The sequence below is a fragment of the Streptomyces sp. RPT161 genome, from assembly GCF_027533845.1.
Classification (GTDB): Bacteria; Actinomycetota; Actinomycetes; order Streptomycetales; family Streptomycetaceae; genus Streptantibioticus_A; species Streptantibioticus_A silvisoli_A.
Genome location: NZ_JAPZVN010000015.1, coordinates 79,352 through 101,377, shown reverse-complemented (window position 1 = coordinate 101,377; position 22,026 = coordinate 79,352). Strand labels below are relative to the sequence as shown.

Below are 22,026 nucleotides of genomic sequence, written 5' to 3'. Positions count from 1 at the left end.
CCCGTCCGGCGGCTGGGGACGAAGCGCTAGGCGTTCACCGCGGTGTGCCGCGGAAACTCCGTGCCGGTAAGGAGTGTGCACGGCAGCGCCTTGACGGCGGTCTCCTCGAACTCCGCCTCCGCGTCCGACAGGGCGATGATCGCGCCGCCCACCCCGTAGCGGACCCGGTCCGAGGTGACCACCGCGGTGCGGATCACCACGTTGAGGTCGGCCGACCCGGTCAGCGAGAAGTAGCCGATGGCGCCCGAGTAGACCCCGCGCGGCCCGGCCTCCAGCCGGTCGATGATCTGCATGGTGCGCAGCTTCGGCGCCCCCGTCATCGACCCGGCGGGGAACGCGGCCCGTACGCAGTCCACCGCCGAGCTGTCCTCGCGCAGCCTTGCCCGTACCGTGCTGACCAGTTGGTGGACGGTGGCGTAGGACTCCACCTGGAACACCTCCGTGGCCTGGACCGAACCCACCTCGGCGCAGCGGCCGAGGTCGTTGCGGACCAGGTCCACGATCATCAGGTTCTCCGCGCGGTCCTTCTCGTTGGTCATCAGGTCGGCCATCAACCGGGTGTCCTCCATGGGGGTTTCACCGCGCGGCCTGGTGCCCTTGATCGGCTTGGACTCGGCGAGGCCGTCCCGGTCGATGCGCAGGAACCTTTCCGGTGAGGCGCTGAGCACGTTCACCTCGCCGAAGCTGAGCAGCGCGCCGAACGACGTCGGGGTGGAGCGGCGCAGCAGCCGGTAGCCCCGCCACGGGTCCAGGGAGCCCTGCGCCTCGGCCATGTTGGTCAGGCAGACCTCGTAGGTCTCACCGGCGGCGATCTCCCGCTGGCAGGCGTCGATCAACTCCAGGTAGGCGGCCCGGTCATGGCGCAGCCGCAGCTCGCCGAGTGCATCCTGGGAGCCGACCCAGCGGGGACGGCGGTCGGCGATCTTGTCCAGTCGTTCCGCGGTGTCGGCCAGCCACTGGCGGGCCGCGCCCTCCTCGCCGTTCTCGGTGAGGGCGAGCAGATAGCTGGTGCCCTCGTGGTGGTCGAAGACCAGGGCGCGGTCGCTGAACACCATCACGGCGTCGGGCTCCTGCGACCGGTGCGCCCGGTCGCCGCCGCACTCCGCCTTCAGCTCGTAGCCGAGGTAGCCGACCCAGCCGAGCGCGAACTCGAAGGGCAGCTCGGGCACTTCGGTTCGGGTGGCCCGTAGGTCCTCGTCGAGCCAGGTGAGGAACTCGCCGGTGACGATCTCGGCCGACCGCGGGGAGCGCACGGTCACCGTGCTGCTCCAGATGTCGGCGGTGGCCACCCGGGACAGCGGGCCGCTGGCGTCCCCCATGATCGAGAAGCGGCCGGTGCGGTGGTCCCGGCGGCTGCTGTCCAGCCAGTACGCGTGGTCACCGCCGCGGAACAGCTCGTCGAAGGCCACCTCGTCGTTCCACCGGGTGTCCAACGTCTTGACCAGTACCCGCAGTTGCCGCGGCGCGCGTCGCCCGGCGGGTGCGGTGGCCGGTGCCGGCGCGGCCGGTGCGGTGGCCAGCGGCAGTACGCGGGGGGCGGTGCGGCGGTGGGGTTCGCTCAACCGGCGGAAGTTGTCCAGCAGTTGGTGGCCGTGGCTGCCGCCGATCGACTCGGGGTGGAACTGCACGCCCCACAGCGGGCGCTCCCGGTGCCGGACCGCCATCAGCACGCCGTCCGCCGTCCACGCGGTCGCCTCCAGCACGTCGGGGAGCTGGTCGACGGCGAGCGAGTGGTACCGGACCACCTCGAACGGCGAGGGGATTCCGGTGAAAAGCTCGGTGCCGTTGTGCACCACCGGCGAGACCCGCCCGTGGTAGGGCTGCGGTGCCCGCACCACCTGCCCGCCGTGGACCAGCGCCAGCCCCTGGTGACCAAGGCACACCCCGAGCGTCGGCAGTTGGCCGTGCTCCAGCACCTCCGCGCAGATCCCGAAGTCCGCGGCCCGCCCCGGGTTCCCCGGTCCCGGCGAGATCACCACGTTGTCGAAGTCCCGAAGGTGCCCGATCCGCCACCGCGGATCGTCGTTGACCACGACCTCCGGCTGCCGGCCGTTGACCTCGGCCAGGTAGTGGAAGAGGTTGTAGGTGAACGAGTCGTAGTTGTCGATCAGCAGAGTGCGCACGATGTTTCCCCCGTCGTCGCGAGTCTGGTGTCGGTGTCTGCCTGGGTCTACGAACGGTGCCGCGCTGACTCGTGGTTCTCCCGCTCGCAGATGGGACGGGAGGCTGACCGCTGCGGTGTGACGGTCACCTCGATGAGCATGTGCTCGACCTCGTGCTCCCCCTCCTGGACCGGGACGCTGTGCAGCATCCGCAGTCCGCGCCCGCACTCGCCCGCGATCCGCAGCAGGCTGACCAGGTCGCCGCGGGTGCTGAAGTGGAGCAGGACCGAGCCGTTGGGGGCCAGCCAGTTCGGCGCCTCGGCCAGGAACCGGCGGTGCGCCGCGTACCCGGGGTCCACGTAGGCGCGTTCGTGCACGGAGCCGTACTCGTAGGCGTGCGGAGCGAGCACGTAGTTGGAGCTCCAGAAGATGGTGTCGAAGCGTTCGCCCTGGTCGAGCCCGTCGAACAGGTCGCTGTGCACGGTGCGCACCACACGGTCCACGCCGTGCCGGGCCGCGTTGAGCTCGGCGTTGCGCACCGCCTCGGGGTTGATGTCCGAGGCCACCACCCGGTCGCAACCGGCCAGCGCGCTGGAGACGGCGATGATCCCGGTTCCGCAGCCGATCTCCAGCATGGATCCGGTACGCGGCACGACCACCGAGTCGGTGAGGCCGAGCAGGCTCATCGCGGTGTCCGTCGACGGTGAGTAGATCGGCGCGAAGACGTTGGGCAGCAGGGCCCAGTCGCGCCCGTACATGCTGAACGTCGACGGCCGGTTCTGGTTCGTCAGCGCCTGGCGGCTACGCTCAAGCGAGCATTCGTAGTCGCGTACCTCCTGCATGGCCATCCCCCATTGACTCTCGAGTGTTTCGACGCCGTCCGCGTCGACTGCGTCAACTCTTTCCCGGAGGACGGGTCCGCCGGAAGGTGGTCCAGTAACACGCTTGCTCAGCGGGCATGGTGATCCGGTCACCTCAGCGACACGACCCGCGACTACCACAGGGACGCATAACGATCACAACGGGTTGACTCCCGACAGCGCCGATGCGTAACTTCCGGGCATGTATGCGATGGCTCACAGCCGTGCAGCCGCGGGGGAGCGAGAAGGTGGGGGACATCGTGGCGCAGGACCGGACGTGGGCCGGGAGTGGCGCGTACGCCGTGCTGGAACTGCTGGCCAGTGAGGCCCCACTGAGCCAATTCGACCTCCTCGTGACGCAGGCCCGCGAGAAAGGCGCCACCGACGAGGAAATCGAGGGGATGGAACGGGCCAAACAGCTTGCCGTCGCCATATCCACCGAGCTGGAGCAGCGCCGACAGCGGGAGGCCGGCTTCACCGCCCTCGTCGACACCGCCCGTGAACTGACCGCGCCACACGACCTGGACGCGCTGCTGAACGTCATCACCCGGCGCGCGCGGCTGCTGTTGGGCGTCGACATGTCGTACATCAGCTTCCCCGACGACGAGAGCGGGTCCGTCTATGTGCGTACGACATCTGGACACACCTCGACGCTCACCGTAGGCCTGCGGCTGCCGGACAACGCCGGTCTGGGCAGCGACGTGCTGTCCAATCCGGCGCCCTTCTGGACGCCCGACTACCTCACGGACGAGCGCATCCGGCACAGCGGTGTCATCGACCAGGTGGTCAGGGCGGAGATGCTGCACGCCATCATGGCGGTGCCGCTCAGCCACGGCACCCGGCCGTTCGGCGCCCTGTACGTCGCCTCGCGCAGCGTGCGGCACTTCAGCGCGGACGAGATCTCACTGATGAGTTCCCTCGGCGACCTGGCGGGCGTGGCCATAGAGCGGGCCATGCTGCTGGACCGTACCGCCGCCGCTGTGGTCGAACTGGAGTCCCAGAGCGCACGTACCAAGGCGCTGGTCGCGGGCCTGAAAGAGCTTGATGGCATCCACAACGCCCTCATCGATCTGGTACTGGGCGGCGGCGACCTGCACGCCCTCGCCCAGGAGGCGAGCCGAAGACTCGACGGAGCCGTGCGAATATGCGCGGCCAACGGGGCGGTACTCACCACCGCCGGGCAGATGCCGGACGGCGAGTCGAAGTCCGTCGTGTTGGCCACCATGGACGCTCATGCCGCCCACAAACCCGTGCCGTTGGAGAACGGCCTGTGGGCTGCGCCGATTTCGGCGGGCAACGAGGACCTCGGCACCCTGATCCTGCGACCCGAGCGGGTGCTGCGGGACCGCGACGAGCAACTGCTGCGCCTGGTCGCCCAGACGGCGGCCATCCAGATGCTGCTGCAGAACCGCACCGCCTTCGCCGAGGGCCAGGTCCGGGACGAACTCCTCGACGACCTGCTGGCCAGCCCACCCAGGCCGCCGCAGCAGATGGAGAAGCACGCCCGCAGGCTCGGCATCGACCTCAACCAGCCCCATGTCGTCGTCATCGCCCGCCCCGAGGGCGAGTCGCTCGGCAAGGCAGCCATCTGGGCCTCCTCGTACGCGCACCGCATGAGCGGGCTCAAGAGCATGCGCAACGGATGTGCCGTCTTCCTGCTGCCTGGGGCCGAGGCGGGAGCCGCGGCGCGGGCGGTGAGCGACGAGCTCTCGCCGCTGCTCGGCCATCAGCTGACCACGAGTGCGGCCGGTCCCGTCTCGGGTCCCGGAGCGGTGTTCCACGGCTACCAGGAGGCGCTGCGCTGCCTGGACGCCATGACCTCGCTCGGCGCCACCGGACGCGCCGCGTCCGCAAGGGAGTTGGGCTTCCTCGGTGTGCTGCTCTCCGACAACCACGACGTCGAGGGATTCGTCGACTCCGCGATCGGCCCGGTCCTGGACTACGACCGGCTGCGCTCCACCGAGTTGACCCGCACCCTGGAGGTCTACTTCGACGCCGGGGGCAGCCCCACCTACGCGGCCAAGAAGCTGCACGTACACCCCAACACCGTCGCCCGGCGACTGGAGCGGATCAGCGAGCTGCTGGGTCCCGAGTGGCAGCAGCCGGAGCGGGCGCTGGAGGTGCAGTTGGCGCTGCGGCTGTCCCGGGTACGGGCCGGCCTGCTGCGCCGCCGGTCGGCGACCGCCAAGGGCGGCCACCGCGGCCGGGATTCCGTACTGGATCAGGACACATAGCTCATCTCCCGCTCCGCCACCGAGGACAGCGCCGCCACCGTGTGGGCGCCGGAGGCCAGGGTGACGTGGCGGTGCCAGCCGCTGAAGGAGCGGCCCGCGTAGTCGCGGATGCCGACCTGGTCGGCGATCTGGGTGAAGTCGCGGTCGACCCTGCGGGTCAGCTTGCTGAGCCGCAGCAGCGCGGCCGGGTGGACCGCCGTGAGGTCCGTCAGCCACAGTTCCGCGGGCATGCTGCGGCCGGTGTCCCACTCGCCCAGCAGCACCAACTCGCCGCCGCGGGCGACTCGTTGCGGGCCGGTGATCCGGGTGGGCCGGAACGGCACCCGTACCCTGATGGCGGCGACCAGACTGGTGCGCATGCCGGTGCCGGGGCCGTGGTCGGACCACATCACCGGCCGGCGCATGTCCTTGATGGACATCATGATCTGGTGGGCAGCCATCGGCTCCGTCGCCCGCGCGGCCATGGTCGGGTCGGCCGGGGTGAGCGGCTGGCTCGGGTTGATGCGGACCAGCAGCGGCGCGCCGCAGGCCCGCAGCTTTCCGATGGTGGACATGGCGTCCGCCTCCCGGGCGTCCATCACCACCGGCCGAACCGGCAGCCCCCAGCCGTGCGCCATGTCCAGGTACGCCTGGACCGCGCAGTCGCCCAGCGTCTCCGCGTCGAGGTCCTCCGGGATGGACGCCCGGTTGCGGCGGTCGGAGTCGTCGATCCACGCCTTGGACAGGTGCAGCCGCCAGTTGACCGGGGCGCTGAAGTCCTCGGTGGCCGCCCAAACACCCACCGCCTGCTGGGCGTTGAGCACCTGGCCCAGTGCCGCGGAGTAGCGCCGGTCGACGCCCACCGAGTGTTCGCCCGCCTTCGGGGTCACCATGGGCCGTACCACCCAGGCGTGCGGTGGTGTGTCGAGCACCAGGTAGTGGGCGAGCGCACGGCGCACCGGTGCCCAGTCCCAGGTGGAGCTGCACACGAAGTGGTGCAGGCTCTGCTCGGTGGCCTGTCCACCGCTGAGCGCCGCGATGTTCCTTATCGACTTGCGTCCCTTGGCCTCCAGCAGGCCGCGCACGTAGTCCATGCCCTTGCGGCGCTGGTCGCTGCGCGGCAGCGAGGTGAACAGCTCGGCGCACAGCTCGTTCAGTACCGCGTCATAGGCCCGGACATAAGTGGGTTCGGGCGCCTGGCGGCGCAGTGCGCTCGGGAAGGAAGCGATGCCACTCATCGATATCCCCCATCTCGACTCGACGGACAGCCTGGTGAATGCACCTCAACGGTGCGCGTCACGGCTCCGTCCCGCACAGGTGCGCAGAGCACACGGGTGCAACGGGGGATGGTGGTCGGACCACCACCCGGTGCGCACCTGCCGACGTTGATCTCCCGTTATGGCCGCGTGGGGGTGTGCCCGGACCACCATGGGCCGGGCGACGGCCGGTCGGGCGGCTGGACGCGGGGACCTGACACACCCCGCGCGCGCCTGCCGACCCGGGCTCGGACCGCCCTCACAATCCATGACCATGCGTGCCGCTTATATCGAGCAGCTCGGACCGCCGGAGGCCATCCGCTACGGCGAGCTGCCCACTCCGCAGCCAGGACCGAACGACGTGCTCGTGGACGTCGAGGTCGCCACCGTCAACCATGTGGACACCTTCGTCCGGTCCGGTGCCTGGCGCACCCCGGTCGAGTTCCCCTTCGTCATCGGCCGGGACCTGGTCGGTAGGGTCGCCGCGGCCGGTCCCGGCGCGCCCGGGTTCGCCGTGGGCGACCGGGTGTGGTGCAACAGCCTGGGCCACGGCGGACGGCAGGGCGCCGCGGCCGAGAAGGCGGTGGTCCCGGCCGGCCGGCTCTACCACCTGCCGGACGGGGTGGAGCCGGGCGACGCGGTCGCCCTGGCCCACCCGGCCGCCACCGCCTACCTCGCGCTGTTCACCCACGGTCGGATGCGGGCCGGGGACACCGTGGTCGTCCTCGGCGCCGCCGGGAACGTCGGCGCCGCGGTGGTGGTGATGGCCGCCGAGGCGGGGGCACGGGTCATAGCGGTGGCCGGTGCGCGGGACGCCGAGTACTGCCGTTCGCTGGGCGCCGCGGAGGTCATCGACTACCGGGACCCCGACGTTCCCGGGCGCGTCCTGCGCGCCAGCCCCGGCGGCGTCGACCTGCACGTGGACACCGCCGCGCACAACGACCTGGACGCCGCCGTCGGGCTGTTGGCCAAACGCGGCCGGATCGTGCTGCTCGCCGGCATGCGGACCCGGCCCGTGCTGCCGGTCGGCCCGCTGTATCTCAAGGACTGCTCGGTGGTCGGCTTCGCCATCTCCCAGGCGACCACCGCCGAGCTGTCCGAGGCCGCCACGGCCATCAACCGCCTGCTGGCCGACGGGCGGTTGCGCCCCCGCCGGACGCGGTCGCTGCCGCTCAGCGAGGCGGCCGAGGCGCACCGCGCCGTGGAGGCCGGCGAGGCGCACGGCATCCGGCTGGTCCTGCACACGTAGGCGCCCGCCGCCTGGGGGTCTTTCGATCGGGAGAACTCCCGACCCCCCACCGGGACGTCTTCCGCCGGGGAGTTCAACTCGCCTGCTCCCCCGATTCGTTGAAACCTGACGGACCCGAACCACATGCATTGCCCGTGTGGCACGTCCTCTGGAGGATTGCGGACATGAGTAAATCCATCATCGAAATCTCGCCGCTTTTCGAACTCCGCGCCGTCATCGCCGTCTCGGCCACTCCCGACGAGGTCTATTCGGTGGTCAGCGACCTGACCCGCAGCGCCGAATGGAGCCCGGAATGCCGGGGCGGTGAGTGGATATCGGGGGAGCCGCGCACGGTTGGCGCGATCTTCCGCGGGGAGAACGACCGCAGCGAGGACGTGGTCGCCTGGGCGCCGCTGATCCGCGGTGTCTGGTACACCGAATCCAAGGTCGTCGCCGCGGAACCCGGCCGCACCTTCCGCTGGATGATGCTCACCCACGCCCGGGATGACCAGGAGAGCGTCTGGGGATTCGACATCGAGCCGACCGCGGAAGGCTCCCTCCTGACCCACCACTTCCGGATGGGCAAGGCCACCGCCGGAATCCACCACATCGTAGCCGAGCTGGACGAGGAACAGCGCAAGCAGTTCGTCACCGACTGGACCGCCAAGTTGGTGCAGGACCTCGACGACACGCTCAAGCGCATCAAGGACGTCATCGAAAAGCGGTGACGCCGCAGTTCCGGCGACCGCTACCTTCCGAGAGGGCGGGTACATGTTTCTGCAACGAATAGGGAACAAGGGGATACGCCTCGGCACGCTGTTCGAACGGGCGGCGGCCCGGCACCCGGCGAGCCTGGTCATCCTCGACCACGATCTGGACATAGCCCCGGAACTGGGCCGACGGGCGACGCTGACCGAAGTGGCCGACCTGGTGGACGACTTCGCCGCCCGGCTGTGGGCCGCGAAGGTGCGTCCGGGGGAGCGCGTCGTCGTCCACAAGTCCGACAACTTCGACATCTCGCTGCTGGCCTGCTCGATCGTGCGGGTCGGTGCCGTCCCGGTGCTGCTGTCGCCGAAGCTGGACGGAGCGACCGTCGCCGAACTGCTGCGCAGGGTGGACCAGCCGTTCCTCGTCACCGACCAGGCGAAGCTGGAAAACGACCTTCCGGCCGAGGTGTTCGGGCTTTCCGAGCGGGTGCTGCTCACTTCCGGCAGCTATTCCGGTGCTTTGGAACTGAAATCGCTCGCCGGCGCCGCGCGGGTTCCCGCGATCACCATGCCGCCGGATTACCCGACGCTGATCACGCACACCTCGGGCACGACCGGAACACCGAAACTCGCGGTGCACACCGGCCATACGTTCCAGTCCCGTTACCGCCCGCAGGGCACCATCGTCGCGATGGCTGTCAAGAAGAGCGAACCGATCGCCCTGCACGTGTCGTTCGTGCACTCCCGGATGTTCACCGCGATGCCCATTTCCGTGTTGCAGGGGCATCCGCTGATCGTGCTCCGGGACGACGACCCCAAGAGCGTCGGCGAGATATTCACCCAGGTGCCTCCGGGATTCATCGAGGCGCACCCCAACACCTTCCTGCGTTGGGAGGTGCTGGCCGACGACCCCGGTAAGCCGCTGGCCAACGTGAAGTATTTCAGCAGCACTTTCGACGCCATCCACCCGCGCACCGTGCACACCCTGCTGGGCGCCTCCGAGCGAAAGCAGCCGCTTTTCGCCCAGGCGTACGGCCAGAGCGAGGTGGGCCCGATCGCCGCCCGTACCTACACCAAGAACCGCGGTGCGGACGCGGACGGCCGCTGCGTCGGGCGGCCGTTCCCCGGAATGACCGGGGTCCGGGTGGTGAGCCGGGACGGAAAGACCCCCACCAAGCAGTCCCCCGGATACATCGAGGTCTCCAGCAACGGCCGCATCGTGACCTACCTCGGCGAGCACGAGCGCTGGGAGAAGCAGGCCGACGAGGGCTGGTGGCGGATGGGCGACCTGGGCTACCGCACCAAGTGGGGCTGTCTGCACCTGCTGGACCGCGAGGTGGACGAGATCCCCGGCATCGAGAGCACGTTGGAGATCGAGGACAAACTCTTCGCGCGGGTACCGGAGTTGATCGAGGTCATCATCGTCCAGGACTCCAAGGGCACCCCGGTCCCCGTGGTGTGCACCAGGGACGACGTGCCGCTGGACCAGATCGCCTGGAAGTCGGCGGTGGCGGACCTGCCGAAGATGGCCCCGCCGGTGCAGTGGCGGCTGGACGACCTGCCGCAGACCGCCACCACGAAGATCAAGCGGCTGGAACTGGCCCGCCTGGTCGAGGAGCAGAAGAACGGCCCGCAGCGGAAGGCGAGTTCAGCCGCGGCCGAGCCCGCCGACGAGAAGAAGAGCGCCTAGCCCCATGCTTCCCCTGCCCAGAAACGGAGTGCCCGCATGAGCAGCAGCCGCCTTGAGGTCTGCGTCGTCGGTGCCGGACCCCGCGGGCTGTCCGTGGTGGAACGGCTGTGCGCCAACGAGCGGAAGGCGCCGTCACACGCCGAGGTGGTCGTGCACGTCGTCGATCCGTCGGCGCCCGGCGCCGGAACCGTATGGCGTCCCGAGCAGTCCCGCCACCTGCTGATGAACACCGTGGCGTCGCAGATCACCGTCTTCACCGACGACAGTTCGCGCATCGCCGGGCCGATCGAGCCCGGACCGACCCTGTACGAGTGGGCGAAGAGTCTTTCCGTGCTCAGCCAGCTCGACAGCTACGACGAGCAGACCCTGGCCGAGGCCGAGCGGCTCGGCCCGGACACCTACCCCACCCGCGCCTTCTACGGCCGTTATCTGCACGACAGCTTCCAGCGGGTCGTGGCCGGCGCCCCCGACCACGTCACCGTCAAGGTGCACCGCTCCCGCGCGGTGGCGATGGCCGACACGCACGGCGTCACCGGCGGTCCGCAGGGCGTCCGGCTGGAGGACGGCACCCGGCTCAACGAGCTGGACGCCGTCATCCTGGCCCAGGGCCACGTACCGGCCCGGCTGACCCCCCGCGAGGCGCGCACCGCCAGCCTGGCCCGCATCCACTACCTGACCTACATCACCCCGGCCAACCCCGCCGACCTCGACCTCAGCGGGATCGAGCCCGGCCAGGCCGTGCTGCTGCGCGGTCTCGGGCTGAACTTCTTCGACCACATGGCGCTGTTCACCGCCGGCCGTGGCGGAACGTTCGTGCGCGAGGGCGGCAAGCTGGTCTACCGTCCCTCGGGCCAGGAGCCCCGGCTGTACGCGAGCTCCCGGCGCGGCGTGCCGTACCACGCCCGCGGCGAGAACGAGAAGGGCGCCTACGGCCGGTACTACCCCAAGCTGCTCACCGCCGAGTACATCGCCGGACTGCGTGAACGCGCCGACAACGGCGAGCCGTTGGTGTTCAGCGCCGACCTGTGGCCGCTGATCTCCCGCGAGGTGGAGAGCGTCTACTACGGCACGCTGCTTGAGGCCAGGGGCAGCGACGCGGACCGCGAGGAGTTCGTCGGGCGGTACCTGGCGCTGCCCGAGGGGCCGAAGCGGGACGAACTGCTCGACGCCTACGGCATCGCGATCGCCGACCGCTGGGACTGGGAGCGGTTGTCCAAGCCCTACCTGGGACGGGAGTTCGCCGACCGGGCCGACTTCGCCGCCTGGCTGCTGGACTACCTCGCCAAGGACGTGGCCGCCGCCCGCCAGGGCAACCTCAGCGGCCCGCTCAAGGCCGCCCTCGACGTGCTGCGCGACCTGCGCAACGAGATCCGGCTCGCGGTCGACCACGGGGGCCTGGACGGCAACTCGCACCGGGACGACCTGGAGGGCTGGTACACCCCGCTCAACGCCTTCCTGTCCATCGGCCCGCCGGTCTCCCGCATCGAGGAGATGATGGCGCTGATCGAGGCCGGGATCCTGGTGATCACCGGCCCCGGCACCCAGATCCGGCTCGACACCACCACCCCGGCGTTCGTGGCCGAGTCCACCATCGTGCCGGGACCGCCGATCCGGTCCACCGCGCTGATCGAGGCCCGGCTGCCCGAGCCCGACCTGCGCCGCACCGACGACCCGCTGCTGCTGCACCTGTTGCAGACCGACCAGGCCGCGCCGTACCGCATCACCGGCTCGCACGGCACCGTGTACGAGACCGGTGGGCTGGCGGTCACCGAGACGCCGTACCGGATCCTGGACGCGCGCGGTCGGGCGCATCCGCGCCGGTTCGCCTACGGGGTGCCCACCGAGTCCGTGCACTGGGTGACCGCGGCCGGGATCCGGCCCGGGGTCGACTCGGTGACGCTGGGCGACTCCGACGCGATCGCCCGTGCGGTGCTGGCGCTGCCACCGGTGGCGCACGTCCCGGCGGCGGTGCGTCCGGTGGTGAGCGACATCGACCTGACCGGCGTGGTCGTATGACCAGGCCGCCGGACGCCCACGCGGACACCGGGCTGCTGTCGCCGGTACGGGCCGGGACCCCGGTCGAGGAGGCGGTCTGCGACCAGGCGTGGCTCCAGGCCATGCTGGACGCGGAGGCCGCGCTGGCCCGTGCCCAGGCCGGGCTCGGCACGCTGCCGCAGAGCGCGGCGGACGCCATCACCACGGTGGCCCGGGCCGAGCGCCTCGACCTGCGGTCCCTGGCGGTCGCCGCACGGGAGACCGCCAACCCGGTGGTCGGCCTGGTCCAGGCGCTCACCCGGATCGTGGCCGATGCCGACCTGACCGCGGCGGAGTACGTGCACCGCGGCTCCACCAGTCAGGACGTCTTCGACACCGGCGCGATGCTGGTCGCCACCCGGGCGCTGCGGATCGTCCGGGCCGACCTGGGGCGCACCGCCACCGCACTGGCCGCTCTCGCGGGACGGCACCGGGACACGCTGATGGCGGGCCGCACCCTGGCGATGCACGCGGTGCCCACCACGTTCGGGCTGAAGGCGGCGGGCTGGCGGCAGTTGGTGCTGGACGCGGACCAACGGCTGGGCCAAGTAATGGAGTCGGGGCTTCCGGTCGCGCTGGGCGGCGCGGCCGGAACCCTGGCCGGATACCTGGAGTACGCGGCCATCGACGGCGGTGGGCGGCCGGAGCCGGGCGAGTACCTCGACCGGCTGCTGGACGCCTTCGCCGCCGAGACCGGGCTCGCCCGGCCGGTGCTGCCCTGGCACTCGCTGCGCACCCCGATCGCCGATCTGGCCGGCGCCCTGGCGTTCACCGCGGGGGCGCTCGGGAAGATCGCGGTCGATGTGCAGTCGCTGACCAGGACCGAGGTCGGCGAGGTGACCGAACCGACCGCGGCGGGTCGCGGCAGCTCGTCGGCGATGCCGCACAAGCGCAACCCGGTTCTGGCCACCATGCTGCGCAGCGCCGCGCTGCAGGTCCCGGTACTGGCAACGGGGTTGACCCAGTGCCTGCTGTCCGAGGACGAGCGGTCGGCCGGTGCCTGGCACGCCGAGTGGCTGCTGCTGCGCGAGTGCCTACGGCTCACCGGCGGCGCCGCGCACACCGCGGTCGAGCTGGCCGAGGGGCTGACGGTCCAGGCCGAGCGGATGCGCGAGAACCTGGACCTGACCGGAAGCCAGGTCGTCTCCGAGCGGATCGCGGCGGTGCTGGCACCCCAGTTGGGGAAGGCCGCCGCCAAGCAGCTGCTCACCTGGGCGTCCAGCACCGCGGAGAAGACCGGCCGGCCGCTGCACAGGGTGCTGGCCGAGGCGCCGGAACTGGAAGGCCGGATCACCACCCGCGAGCTGGCCGAGCTGTGCGACCCGGCGGCGTACACCGGTGCCGCCGGACCGCTTGTCGACCGGGCGCTACGGGCATAACGCACCTGCCGCTCCCGGGAATTCACGAAAGGCCGAGGAGAGATGACGAACGCACCGTCCCGCTCCGGGCGCCGGATGGAGCGCTGGGACCCGGACGACGAGGACTTCTGGGAGCGCGGTGCCAAGTACATCGCCCGCCGGAACCTGATCGTGTCGGTGCTCTCCGAGCACGTCGGCTTCTCCGTGTGGAGCCTGTGGTCGGTCCTGGTCCTGTTCATGTCCCCCAGGACCGGCCTGGGTTTCACCCCCGGCGAGAAGTTCCTGCTGGTGGTGGTGCCCACGCTGGTCGGTGCCGTGCTGCGGCTGCCGTACAGCCACGCGGTGACCCGGTTCGGCGGCCGGAACTGGACGGTGTTCTCCTCAGCGGTGCTGCTGGTGCCGACCGGCTGTGCGCTGTACTTCGTGCAGCGTCCGGGCACCCCGCTGTGGGTGTTCCTGCTGATCGGTGCGGCGGCCGGGGTGGGCGGCGGCAACTTCGCCTCCTCGATGACCAACATCAGCCACTTCTTCCCCAGGCGGCGCCAGGGCTGGGCGCTGGGCGTCAACGCGGGCGGCGGGAACCTGGGCGTCGCCGTCGTGCAGCTCCTCGGCCTGCTGGTGATCGCCACATCGGGCAGCGGGCACCCGGAGTACGTCGTCGCGGTCTACCTGCCGCTGATCGTGGTCGTCAGCGTGCTCGCCGCGCTGTCGATGGACAACATCCAGGCGGTGCGCACCGCGCCGGGCGCCCAACGGGAGGCCGCCGCCAATCCGCACACCTGGTGGATCTCGCTGCTGTACGTCGGCACCTTCGGCTCGTTCATCGGCTACGGGTTCGCCTTCGGACTGGTGCTGCAGGACGAGTTCGGCTGCACCGCGCTGCGCGCCGCCTCCTACACCTTCCTCGGGCCGCTGCTCGGCTCGCTGTTCCGGCCGCTCGGCGGCCGGTTGGCGGACCGCCTGGGCGGTGCCCGCGTCACCTGCTGGACGTTCCTGGGGCTCGCCGCGGGCACCGGGGCACTGCTGGTGGCCTCGCGGTCGCGGTCGTTCCCGCTGTTCGTCACCGCGTTCACCGCGCTGTTCGTACTGAGCGGGATCGGCAACGGCAGCACGTACAAGATGATTCCCGCGGTCTTCGCCCAGCAGGCGCGGCGGGCGCGCGCGGCAGGCGAGCCCGCGGTGAGCGCGCTGGACCGCGCCAGGCGGCTGTCCGGTGCGGTGATGGGCATCGCGGGAGCGGTGGGCGCGCTCGGCGGCGTCGCCGTCGACCTGGCCTTCCGGGCCGCGTACGACGGGCCGCACGGTAGTGGTACGCCCGCCTTCTGGGGCTTCCTCGGGTACTACGCGGTGTGCGTGGGCGTGACGTGGGCGGTCTACCTGCGGCGCCCGCTGAACGCCCGGCCGTCCGTGCTCGCGGTGGCGCCGGTCGCCTCCGCGGTGGCGGTGCCCGCACCGGTCTCCGGCGAGGCCGACCGTGTCTGAGGCCCGGCGCGAAGTGGCCACCCACTGCCCGTACTGCGCCCTGCAGTGCGGCACCCTGCTCGGCCGGGACGGTGCGGGCGCGGCCGTCCGACCGGATCCCGGATTCCCCGTCAACCAGGGCGGTTTGTGCCAGAAGGGCTGGACGGCGCCCACGCTGCTGACCGTCCCCGACCGGCTGCGGACACCGCTGGTGCGCGGTGCGGACGGGGCGTTCACCCCAGCCGACTGGGACGGCGCGCTGGACACGGTGGCCGAGCGGCTGCGGCGGATACGGCAGCGGTACGGCCCGGACGCGGTCGCGGTGTTCGGCGGGGGCGGGCTGACCAACGAGAAGGCCTACCTGCTGGGCAAGTTCGCCCGGCTGGCACTCGGCACCAGCCAGATCGACTACAACGGCCGCTTCTGCATGTCCTCGGCCGCCGCCGCCGGAACCGCCGCGTTCGGCGTCGACCGCGGCCTGCCGTTCCCGGTGGCCGACCTGGGCCGGGCGGACACCGTCCTGCTCGCCGGGGCCAACCCGGCCGAGACGATGCCGCCGCTTATGCGCCACCTCGGCCGCGCCGAACTGGTGGTCGTCGATCCGCGCCGCACCCCCACCGCCGAGCGCGCCGCACTCCATCTGCAACCCGTACCCGGCACCGATCTCGCCCTGGCGCTCGGCCTGTTGCACCTCGCCGTGGTCGAGGGCCATCGCGACCCGCACTACGTACGCGACCGCACCACCGGTTTCGAGGCCGCCTGGCAGTACGCCATGACCTGGTGGCCGGAGCGTGTGGAACGGGTCACCGGGGTACCGGTCGAGGCCCAGCGCACCGCGGTACGGATGCTGGCGGACGCGGCACGCGCCTACGTACTGACCGGGCGCGGCGCCGAGCAGCACAGCAAGGGCACCGACACCGTCGCCGCGTTCATCAACCTCGCCCTGGCGCTCGGCCTGCCCGGCCGCGAGGGCAGCGGCTACGGCTGTCTGACCGGGCAGGGCAACGGCCAGGGCGGCCGCGAGCTGGGCCAGAAGGCCGACCAGCTCCCCGGCTACCGGCTGATCGCCGACCCGGCGGCCCGCCGGCACATCGCCGAGGTGTGGGGAGTCGACGCCGAGAGCCTGCCAGGGCCGGGCCGCAGCGCGTACCGACTGCTTGACGCGCTCGGCACCCCGGACGGCCCCCGGGCGCTGCTGGTCTTCGGCTCCAACCCTGTGGTGTCCGCGCCGCGCGCCGCCCACATCGCCCAACGGCTCGCCGCCCTCGACCTGTTGGTCGTCGCGGACTTCGTGCCGTCCGAAACGGTCGCGCTCGCCGACGTGGTGCTACCGGTCACCCAGTGGGCCGAGGAGGACGGCACCATGACCAACCTCGAAGGGCGGGTGCTGCGCCGAAGGCGGCTGCTGGACCCGCCCGAGGGCGTACGCGGCGACCTGGACGTACTGCACGGCCTGGCGGTACGGCTCGGCGAGCCGCCCGAGCGGTATCCCACCGCACCGCGCGAGGTCTTCGAGGAACTGCGCCGGGCGACCCGAGGCGGCCGGGCCGACTACTGCGGCATCAGCTACGAACGCCTCGACGCCGGGGAGGAGTTGCACTGGCCGTGCCCCGCGCCGGGACATCCCGGTACGCCCCGGATGTTCCTGGACCGCTTCGCGCACCAGGACGGGCGCGCCCGGTTCGCCGCGGTGGACCACCGTGAGTCCGCCGACGCGGTCGGCGACCGCTATCCGCTGTACGGCACGACCGGCCGGGTGCTCGCCCACTACCAGTCCGGTGCGCAGACCCGCCGGGTCCCGGAACTCGGCGCCGCCGCACCGCAGATGTACGTCGAGGTGCACCCGGACACCGCGGCGCGCGCCGGGCTCGCCGAGGGCGAGCTGGCCGCCGTCAGCTCAGCGCGCGGCCGCACGGTGGCCCGGGTGCGGTTGGTGGCGACGATGCGGACGGACACGGTGTTCCTGCCGTTCCACTATCCCGGCACCGGCCGGGCCAACCTGATCACCGGCGACGCGCTCGATCCGCGTAGCGAGATGCCGGAGTTCAAGGTGTCGGCGGTACGCATCGAACCCCATCCGGGCCCGGCATGACCGGGGTACTGGTGATCGGCAACGGCCCCGCCGCGCACCGCCTGGTGCACCGGCTGCGCCAGCTCGGCCACTCCGGTGGCGTCACGGTGCTCGGCGCGGAGCCGCGTGCCGCGTACAACCGGGTGCTGCTGACCTCGGTACTGGACGGCAGCCTGCCCCCGGACGCCATCGCGCTGCCCCGGCACCCCGACGGCACCCGGGTACGGCTCGGCGTGACCGCCGTCGGCGTCGACCGGGCCCGACGGCTGGTGCTGGCCCGCGCGGACGACGGCCGGGGCATGCTGTCGTACCGGTACGACCGGCTGGTGCTGGCCACCGGGGCGCGGCCCCGGATCCCCGAGGTGGCCGGTGTGCGTATGCCCGGCGGGCGGCTGGCGGAAGGGGTGCGGTGTCTGCGTACGCTCGCCGACTGCGAGCGGATCGGCCCCGGCCAGGTCGCGGTGCTCGGCGCCGGTGTGCTGGGCGTGGAGGCGGCGCTGGCGCTGCGGCGGGCGGGGTACGAGGTGACGTTGGCACACCGGCGGGCGCAGCCCATGGGGCGGCTACTGGGCCCGCGCGGAGGCGAGTTGCTCGCCGAGCGGCTGCGGGACCTCGGCGTGGAGCTGGAGTTGGGCCACCGAGCCGTCGGGTACGCGCCCGGCAAGCTGCTGCTGGACGACGGGCGGACGCTGCCCGCCGACACCCTGCTGCTGTGCACCGGTGTCACACCCGAGACCGGCCTGGCCCGCGCCGCCGGTCTGGCCGTGGCCTGCGGCGTCGTGGTGGACGACCAACTGCGCACCAGCGACCCGTATGTCCACGCGATCGGCGACTGCGCGGAGCACGCGGGCCGGGTGTCCGGGCTGGTCGAGTCCGCCTGGCAGCAGGCCGACACCCTGGCCCGGGTGCTCGCCGGTGAGCGGGTCGGCCACCGCGCGGCCAAGCCCGTCATCCGGCCGCGCACTCCCGGCATCCACATCGCGGCACTGGGGACGCCCGACGGCGGGGGCGCGGAAGTCGTCACGTTCTCGGACCCGGCGCGCGGCCGGTACGCCTCGCTGGCGCTGCGCGAGCAGCGGATCACCGGTGCCGTGCTGATCGGACTTCCGCAGGCCATCGCCTCGGTCAGCCAGCTGTACGACCGGGACCTGCCGGTGCCCGCGGACCGGTTGGCGCTGCTGCTCGGCACCGCCTCGCGGCGCGGCTCCGGGGCGCTGGAACTTCCGGACGACGCGGTGGTCTGCCTGTGCAACAACGTGATGAAGCGGACGCTGTCCGACGCCTGGCGGGGCGGCGCCCGCGAGCTGCCGGACCTCGCCGCGGCGACCCGCGCCACCACCGGCTGCGGCGGCTGCGCGCCGGACGTACGGCGGCTGTGCGCCGCCCTGGAACGGGAGACGGGATAGCGATGCCGCGCACACTCGTGGTCATCGGACACGGCATGGTCGGCCACCGCCTGGTGACGGAGCTGCGCACCCGGGACCGCGCCGGGGAGTGGCGGATCGTGGTGCTCGCCGAGGAGCGCCGTCCGGCGTACGACCGGCTGGCCCTCTCCTCGTACTTCGACGGCAGGAGCGCGGCCGAACTCACGCTGGCCGATGACGATTTGCTGGCCGATCCGGCGGTGGGACTACGGCTGTCCACCACCGCGACGGCGCTCGACCGCACCACCCGCACCGTAAGGACCACCGACGGCACGGTGATCGGCTATGACGCCCTCGTACTGGCCACCGGCTCACGGCCGTTCGTACCGCCCGTACCAGGGCACGACCTGCCGTGCTGCTTCGTCTACCGGACCCTGGACGACCTCGACGCGATCCGTGCGGCGGCCCGGCCCGGCCGTCCCGGTGCGGTGATCGGCGGCGGTCTGCTGGGACTTGAGGCGGCCAATGCGCTTCGCCTGCTCGGCATGCGCCCGCAGGTGGTGGAACTCGCGCCCTGGCTGCTCCCGTTGCAGGTGGACGAGACCGCGGGAGCGCTACTGGCCCGGCTGGTCGCCGGGTTGGGGGTACGGGTGCACTGCGGGACGGCCACCGAGTCCATCGCGCCGGGCCGGGTGCGGCTCGCGGACGGCACGGCCGTCGAGGCGGACCTGGTGGTCTTCTCCGCGGGCGTCCGCCCCCGCGACGAACTGGCGCTTACCGCCGGGCTGGAGCGAGCGGAGCAAGGCGGCTTCCTCGTCGACGACCAGTGCCGCACCGCGGACCCCCACATCTGGGCCATAGGCGAATGCGCGGCGGTGAACGGCCGCTGCTACGGCCTGTCGGCCCCGGGCTACCGCATGGCGGAAGCGGTGGCCGCCCAACTCCTGGGCACCGCGGAAGCCCGCTTCAAGGGCGCCGACACCTCCACCAGGCTGAAGCTCCTGGACGTCCCGGTCGCCAGCTTCGGCGACGCACGCGCCACCACGGCGGGCGCCGTGGAGTTCACCCACGCCACGCCGAACACGTACCGGAAACTGGTCCTGGCCCCCGACGCCAACACGCTACTGGGCGGCATCCTGACCGGCGACACATCGGCCTACGCCCTCCTGCGCACACTGGTCGGACGCGAACTCCCCACTTCGCCGGAGGAGTTGCTGGGCCTGGCGGGCTGATCCCTTCGTCGCGGTCTACGAGCAGGCCAGGCGATGACGGTCCGGCCCTCAGGGGTGACGGTGATCTCGAACCGATCCACGGGCGGCGCTCCATCCGCGCGCCAGCGCAGGACGTGTTCCTCGATCGCGTCCCACAACGGCGCGGGGCCGCCCTGCCGGACGCGCCACCGCTCTCCGTCCCGCCACAGAGCGGCCCATGAGCCGGAGTCCACATCGATGATGATGTCTTCCGTCCGGTCGTCGCGAGGCAGGGTGATGCGCTGCGCTCGGGGAGCGGTGAGCTGTGCGACGAACCGTGCGGTCCAGTCATCGAGCACGTCCACGCCCAACTGGGCTGGGCGTTCTGCCCCGCACTCCAGATCAGGCAACGTTCCCAAGGATGTGGGACGTTGGGGGCGGGCCAGCATGAACGAGATCTGACCGCCCAGGAACCGGCCCACGGCAGTGCCGTCCTCGGCAACGGTGAGCCGCGCCAGTTCGGAGGAGTACAGCCAGCCGCACAAGGTGGCGAGGATGACGCCGCCAGGCCGTGTCTGCTCGATCCACGCCGGAGGCACGGTGAGCACGCCGCACGTGGCGACCACTCGGTCGTACGGCGCACCGTCCTTGTTTCCGGCCAGCCCGTCGCCCACCACGAGACCGGGGAAGTACCCGCATTCGCCGAGCGCTGTACGGGCCCGGGCCGACACGTCCCGGTCGACCTCGACGGACGTCACGTACTCGTCGCCGAGGCGGTGACACAGCAGCGCCGTGGAGTAGCCGGTGCCGGTGCCGATCTCCAACGCCCGTTGGCCGTCCTCGACTTGCAGCTCCTCCAGCATGCGCACGACGAGGTTCGGCATCGTGCTGGACGAAGTCGGCGCGCGCATGATCTCGCCGCGGATGTCCGTGGGCACGACCGTGCCCGCGATCTGCGTCACCAGCGACTCGTCCGCGTAGCACCGCTCAAGCCACCCGGGGCTGTCCGGCAGGACCGGCCGCCACGCGGTGGGTACCGAACCCGGGACCTGCTCGAAGAACCCACCACGCAGGAACACGTGCCGGGGCACGGCTTCGACGGCCCGCCGCCACCGCTGACCCCGAAGGTGGCCGCCTGCCGCCAGGTCGTCGGCAAGTCGTTGGCGCAACTGCTCGTCTGTGCTCACCTGGGTTTCCTCTCCAGCAGGTCGGCCATCGCCGCGACCATGGGCAGACCGGTCTCCGGCTCCAGCCACGCCCATTGGCCCGACGGGTTGCATTCCAGGAACCACCATCGGCCCTGGCGGTCGATCGAGAAGTCGAAGGCACCGAAGACCAGCCGGAAGTGGCGGAGGTAGGCGAACAGGGCCTCGCGGATGCCCGACGGCGGTTGTATGACCGAGTACGTGAGCCGACGGTAGTCCGTGCGCCAGTCCAACAGGTCGGAGTCGATACGCACACAGAAGACGTGGCGGCCGATGACGGTGACGCGTGCGTCGGCGACCTTGTCCACCCGGACCTGGAACAGGTGCATGGTGCCGCTGACGCTGTCGTCGATCTCGTCCGCGCCCACCTCCGCGACTTCGACGGTCTGGGCCGTGCCGTCGATCAGGTACAGCGGTACGGACAACGGCTTGTAGATGACCGGACCGTGTGCCCCGACGAACCGGCGTGCGTCGTCGGGCACGTTGGTGACAAGCGTAGGCGGCACGCTGAAGCCGCAACTCGCCGCCGCGGCCAGGCCGGCGGGTTTGTACTCGGCGTCGCCTATGCGGTTCGGGTGGTTGACGTACAGGCAGTCGGGCAGGGACGTCAGGACGCCGCCGAGACCGTATCGGGCCTGCGCGGCGGCGAAGCGCGTGTCCTGCTCGTTCAGGTGCGGGAAGGCGAAGCCGGAGGGGCGCCGGTAGTACAAGGCCCGGACGGCCGGTAACTCGCAGGCACGGGTGGGCGTTTGCACGCTTCCGCGCCACTGACGTGCTTCGCCGCCGATGTGGGCGGAGCAGGACAAGGTGGCGGGGAACTCACCGGAGTCGAACCGCACGACCGGGACACCCCGGCCGTGCAGCTCGTTGATCACAACATCAGCCGTTGGGTCGTCCACGTTGGTGACGACCAACACCGCACGGGATTGGTGAGTCACTGGTCGGTGTCATTCCCGGTGTCCCTGTCCCCGCCACCGCTTCCACCGGGCCCGGCCCCGTCGCTGGGGTTGCCCGTGCCCGTGGGCGGGTTGGTCCCCGAGGAGGTCCCGTGGCCGGGCGCCACGGTGAGGGTGCCATCGGAGGCGTAGTAACGCGCGGTCTGTGTGACGGCGTCGAGCTCGACACGGCCGTACCGCGGCCCCTCCGCCCCCGGATACGGCACGAGACGGCGCAGACCCCATGGCGCGGGGGTCAGGTGCCCTTGCGGGAGTGGCGTCCCGGTGGGGAACCGGTCGGAGTGGCTGAACATGGGGCTTTCCTTCCTCTCGCAGTTCCGTGAGCCGAATC

The 22,026-nt window shown here is 71.5% G+C and carries 16 protein-coding genes; 10 read left to right on the top strand and 6 right to left on the bottom strand.

Features of this window, described 5'->3' with window-relative positions; genetic code table 11:
• Positions 1-26 precede the first annotated feature (26 nt).
• A complete protein-coding gene (pabB, locus tag O5O46_RS25390) occupies positions 27-2,123 on the bottom strand; it encodes an aminodeoxychorismate synthase component I (protein WP_269857884.1) in 2,097 nt (698 codons plus the stop codon).
• A 47-nt stretch (positions 2,124-2,170) separates the two neighbouring features.
• A complete protein-coding gene (locus O5O46_RS25385) occupies positions 2,171-2,950 on the bottom strand; it encodes a class I SAM-dependent methyltransferase (RefSeq protein WP_269857883.1) in 780 nt (259 codons plus the stop codon).
• 260 nt (positions 2,951-3,210) lie between these two features.
• Between O5O46_RS25385 and O5O46_RS25380 the strand changes: the two genes are divergently transcribed.
• Positions 3,211-5,196 carry a GAF domain-containing protein gene (locus tag O5O46_RS25380; RefSeq protein ID WP_269857882.1) on the top strand — a complete coding sequence of 662 codons (1,986 nt, stop codon included), beginning with the start codon at positions 3,211-3,213 and terminating at the stop codon, positions 5,194-5,196.
• Here O5O46_RS25380 and O5O46_RS25375 read toward each other — a convergent pair.
• Complete coding sequence (locus O5O46_RS25375; protein WP_269857881.1) at positions 5,184-6,413, bottom strand: IS701 family transposase; 1,230 nt, start codon at positions 6,411-6,413, stop codon at positions 5,184-5,186. The genes O5O46_RS25380 and O5O46_RS25375 overlap by 13 nt on opposite strands.
• 292 nt (positions 6,414-6,705) lie before the next feature.
• Between O5O46_RS25375 and O5O46_RS25370 the strand changes: the two genes are divergently transcribed.
• The 9 genes from O5O46_RS25370 (at position 6,706) to O5O46_RS25330 (ending at position 19,576) form a co-directional block, all read left to right on the top strand.
• On the top strand, positions 6,706-7,680 hold the full coding sequence (locus tag O5O46_RS25370; RefSeq protein WP_269857880.1) for an NADPH:quinone reductase: 975 nt from the start codon (positions 6,706-6,708) through the stop codon (positions 7,678-7,680).
• A 164-nt stretch (positions 7,681-7,844) separates the two neighbouring features.
• The gene (locus O5O46_RS25365) at positions 7,845-8,387 is read left to right on the top strand and encodes an SRPBCC family protein (RefSeq protein WP_269857879.1); all 543 of its coding nucleotides are present in this window, start codon (positions 7,845-7,847) and stop codon (positions 8,385-8,387) included.
• 43 nt (positions 8,388-8,430) lie between these two features.
• The gene (locus O5O46_RS25360; RefSeq protein ID WP_269857878.1) at positions 8,431-10,056 is read left to right on the top strand and encodes a class I adenylate-forming enzyme family protein; all 1,626 of its coding nucleotides are present in this window, start codon (positions 8,431-8,433) and stop codon (positions 10,054-10,056) included.
• 36 nt (positions 10,057-10,092) lie between these two features.
• Positions 10,093-12,072, top strand: a complete 1,980-nt coding sequence (locus tag O5O46_RS25355) for an FAD/NAD(P)-binding protein (RefSeq protein WP_269857877.1) — start codon at positions 10,093-10,095, stop codon at positions 12,070-12,072.
• Complete coding sequence (gene pcaB / locus O5O46_RS25350) at positions 12,069-13,469, top strand: 3-carboxy-cis,cis-muconate cycloisomerase (protein ID WP_269857876.1); 1,401 nt, start codon at positions 12,069-12,071, stop codon at positions 13,467-13,469. The genes O5O46_RS25355 and pcaB overlap by 4 nt, the downstream gene beginning before the upstream one ends.
• 42 nt (positions 13,470-13,511) lie before the next feature.
• Positions 13,512-14,930, top strand: coding sequence for a nitrate/nitrite transporter (locus O5O46_RS25345; RefSeq protein ID WP_269857875.1), 1,419 nt, complete (start codon positions 13,512-13,514; stop codon positions 14,928-14,930).
• Positions 14,923-17,001 (top strand): molybdopterin oxidoreductase family protein, encoded by a 2,079-nt coding sequence (locus tag O5O46_RS25340; protein ID WP_269857874.1) that lies wholly within the window; start codon positions 14,923-14,925, stop codon positions 16,999-17,001. The genes O5O46_RS25345 and O5O46_RS25340 overlap by 8 nt, the downstream gene beginning before the upstream one ends.
• The gene (locus O5O46_RS25335) at positions 16,998-18,386 is read left to right on the top strand and encodes an FAD-dependent oxidoreductase (RefSeq protein ID WP_269857873.1); all 1,389 of its coding nucleotides are present in this window, start codon (positions 16,998-17,000) and stop codon (positions 18,384-18,386) included. The genes O5O46_RS25340 and O5O46_RS25335 overlap by 4 nt, the downstream gene beginning before the upstream one ends.
• Positions 18,387-18,388: 2 nt before the next feature.
• Positions 18,389-19,576 carry an NAD(P)/FAD-dependent oxidoreductase gene (locus tag O5O46_RS25330; protein WP_269857872.1) on the top strand — a complete coding sequence of 396 codons (1,188 nt, stop codon included), beginning with the start codon at positions 18,389-18,391 and terminating at the stop codon, positions 19,574-19,576.
• Here the strand turns inward: O5O46_RS25330 and tgmC are convergent.
• The 3 genes from tgmC to tgmA are packed head-to-tail and all read right to left on the bottom strand — an operon-like array spanning position 19,501 to position 21,988.
• Entirely contained in the window at positions 19,501-20,721 is a 1,221-nt protein-coding gene (tgmC, locus tag O5O46_RS25325; RefSeq protein WP_269857871.1) for an ATP-grasp peptide maturase system methyltransferase, read from the bottom strand. The two genes, O5O46_RS25330 and tgmC, sit on opposite strands and share 76 nt — an antisense overlap.
• The gene (gene tgmB, locus O5O46_RS25320) at positions 20,718-21,677 is read right to left on the bottom strand and encodes an ATP-grasp ribosomal peptide maturase (protein ID WP_269857870.1); all 960 of its coding nucleotides are present in this window, start codon (positions 21,675-21,677) and stop codon (positions 20,718-20,720) included. Before tgmB ends, tgmC begins: the two co-directional genes overlap by 4 nt.
• Complete coding sequence (tgmA, locus tag O5O46_RS25315; protein ID WP_269857927.1) at positions 21,674-21,988, bottom strand: putative ATP-grasp-modified RiPP; 315 nt, start codon at positions 21,986-21,988, stop codon at positions 21,674-21,676. Before tgmA ends, tgmB begins: the two co-directional genes overlap by 4 nt.
• Positions 21,989-22,026 lie beyond the last annotated feature (38 nt).

Bases quoted from the DNA above. Each gene is read 5' to 3' on its own strand.
- O5O46_RS25385 (WP_269857883.1), bottom strand. From the start codon at position 2,950: ATGGCCATGCAGGAGGTACGCGACTACGAATGCTCGCTTGAGCGTAGC.
- O5O46_RS25375 (WP_269857881.1), bottom strand. From the start codon at position 6,413: ATGAGTGGCATCGCTTCCTTCCCGAGCGCACTGCGCCGCCAGGCGCCC.
- O5O46_RS25370 (WP_269857880.1), top strand. From the start codon at position 6,706: ATGCGTGCCGCTTATATCGAGCAGCTCGGACCGCCGGAGGCCATCCGC.
- O5O46_RS25365 (WP_269857879.1), top strand. From the start codon at position 7,845: ATGAGTAAATCCATCATCGAAATCTCGCCGCTTTTCGAACTCCGCGCC.
- O5O46_RS25360 (WP_269857878.1), top strand. From the start codon at position 8,431: ATGTTTCTGCAACGAATAGGGAACAAGGGGATACGCCTCGGCACGCTG.
- O5O46_RS25355 (WP_269857877.1), top strand. From the start codon at position 10,093: ATGAGCAGCAGCCGCCTTGAGGTCTGCGTCGTCGGTGCCGGACCCCGC.
- pcaB (WP_269857876.1), top strand. From the start codon at position 12,069: ATGACCAGGCCGCCGGACGCCCACGCGGACACCGGGCTGCTGTCGCCG.
- O5O46_RS25345 (WP_269857875.1), top strand. From the start codon at position 13,512: ATGACGAACGCACCGTCCCGCTCCGGGCGCCGGATGGAGCGCTGGGAC.
- O5O46_RS25335 (WP_269857873.1), top strand. From the start codon at position 16,998: ATGACCGGGGTACTGGTGATCGGCAACGGCCCCGCCGCGCACCGCCTG.
- O5O46_RS25330 (WP_269857872.1), top strand. From the start codon at position 18,389: ATGCCGCGCACACTCGTGGTCATCGGACACGGCATGGTCGGCCACCGC.
- tgmA (WP_269857927.1), bottom strand. From the start codon at position 21,988: ATGTTCAGCCACTCCGACCGGTTCCCCACCGGGACGCCACTCCCGCAA.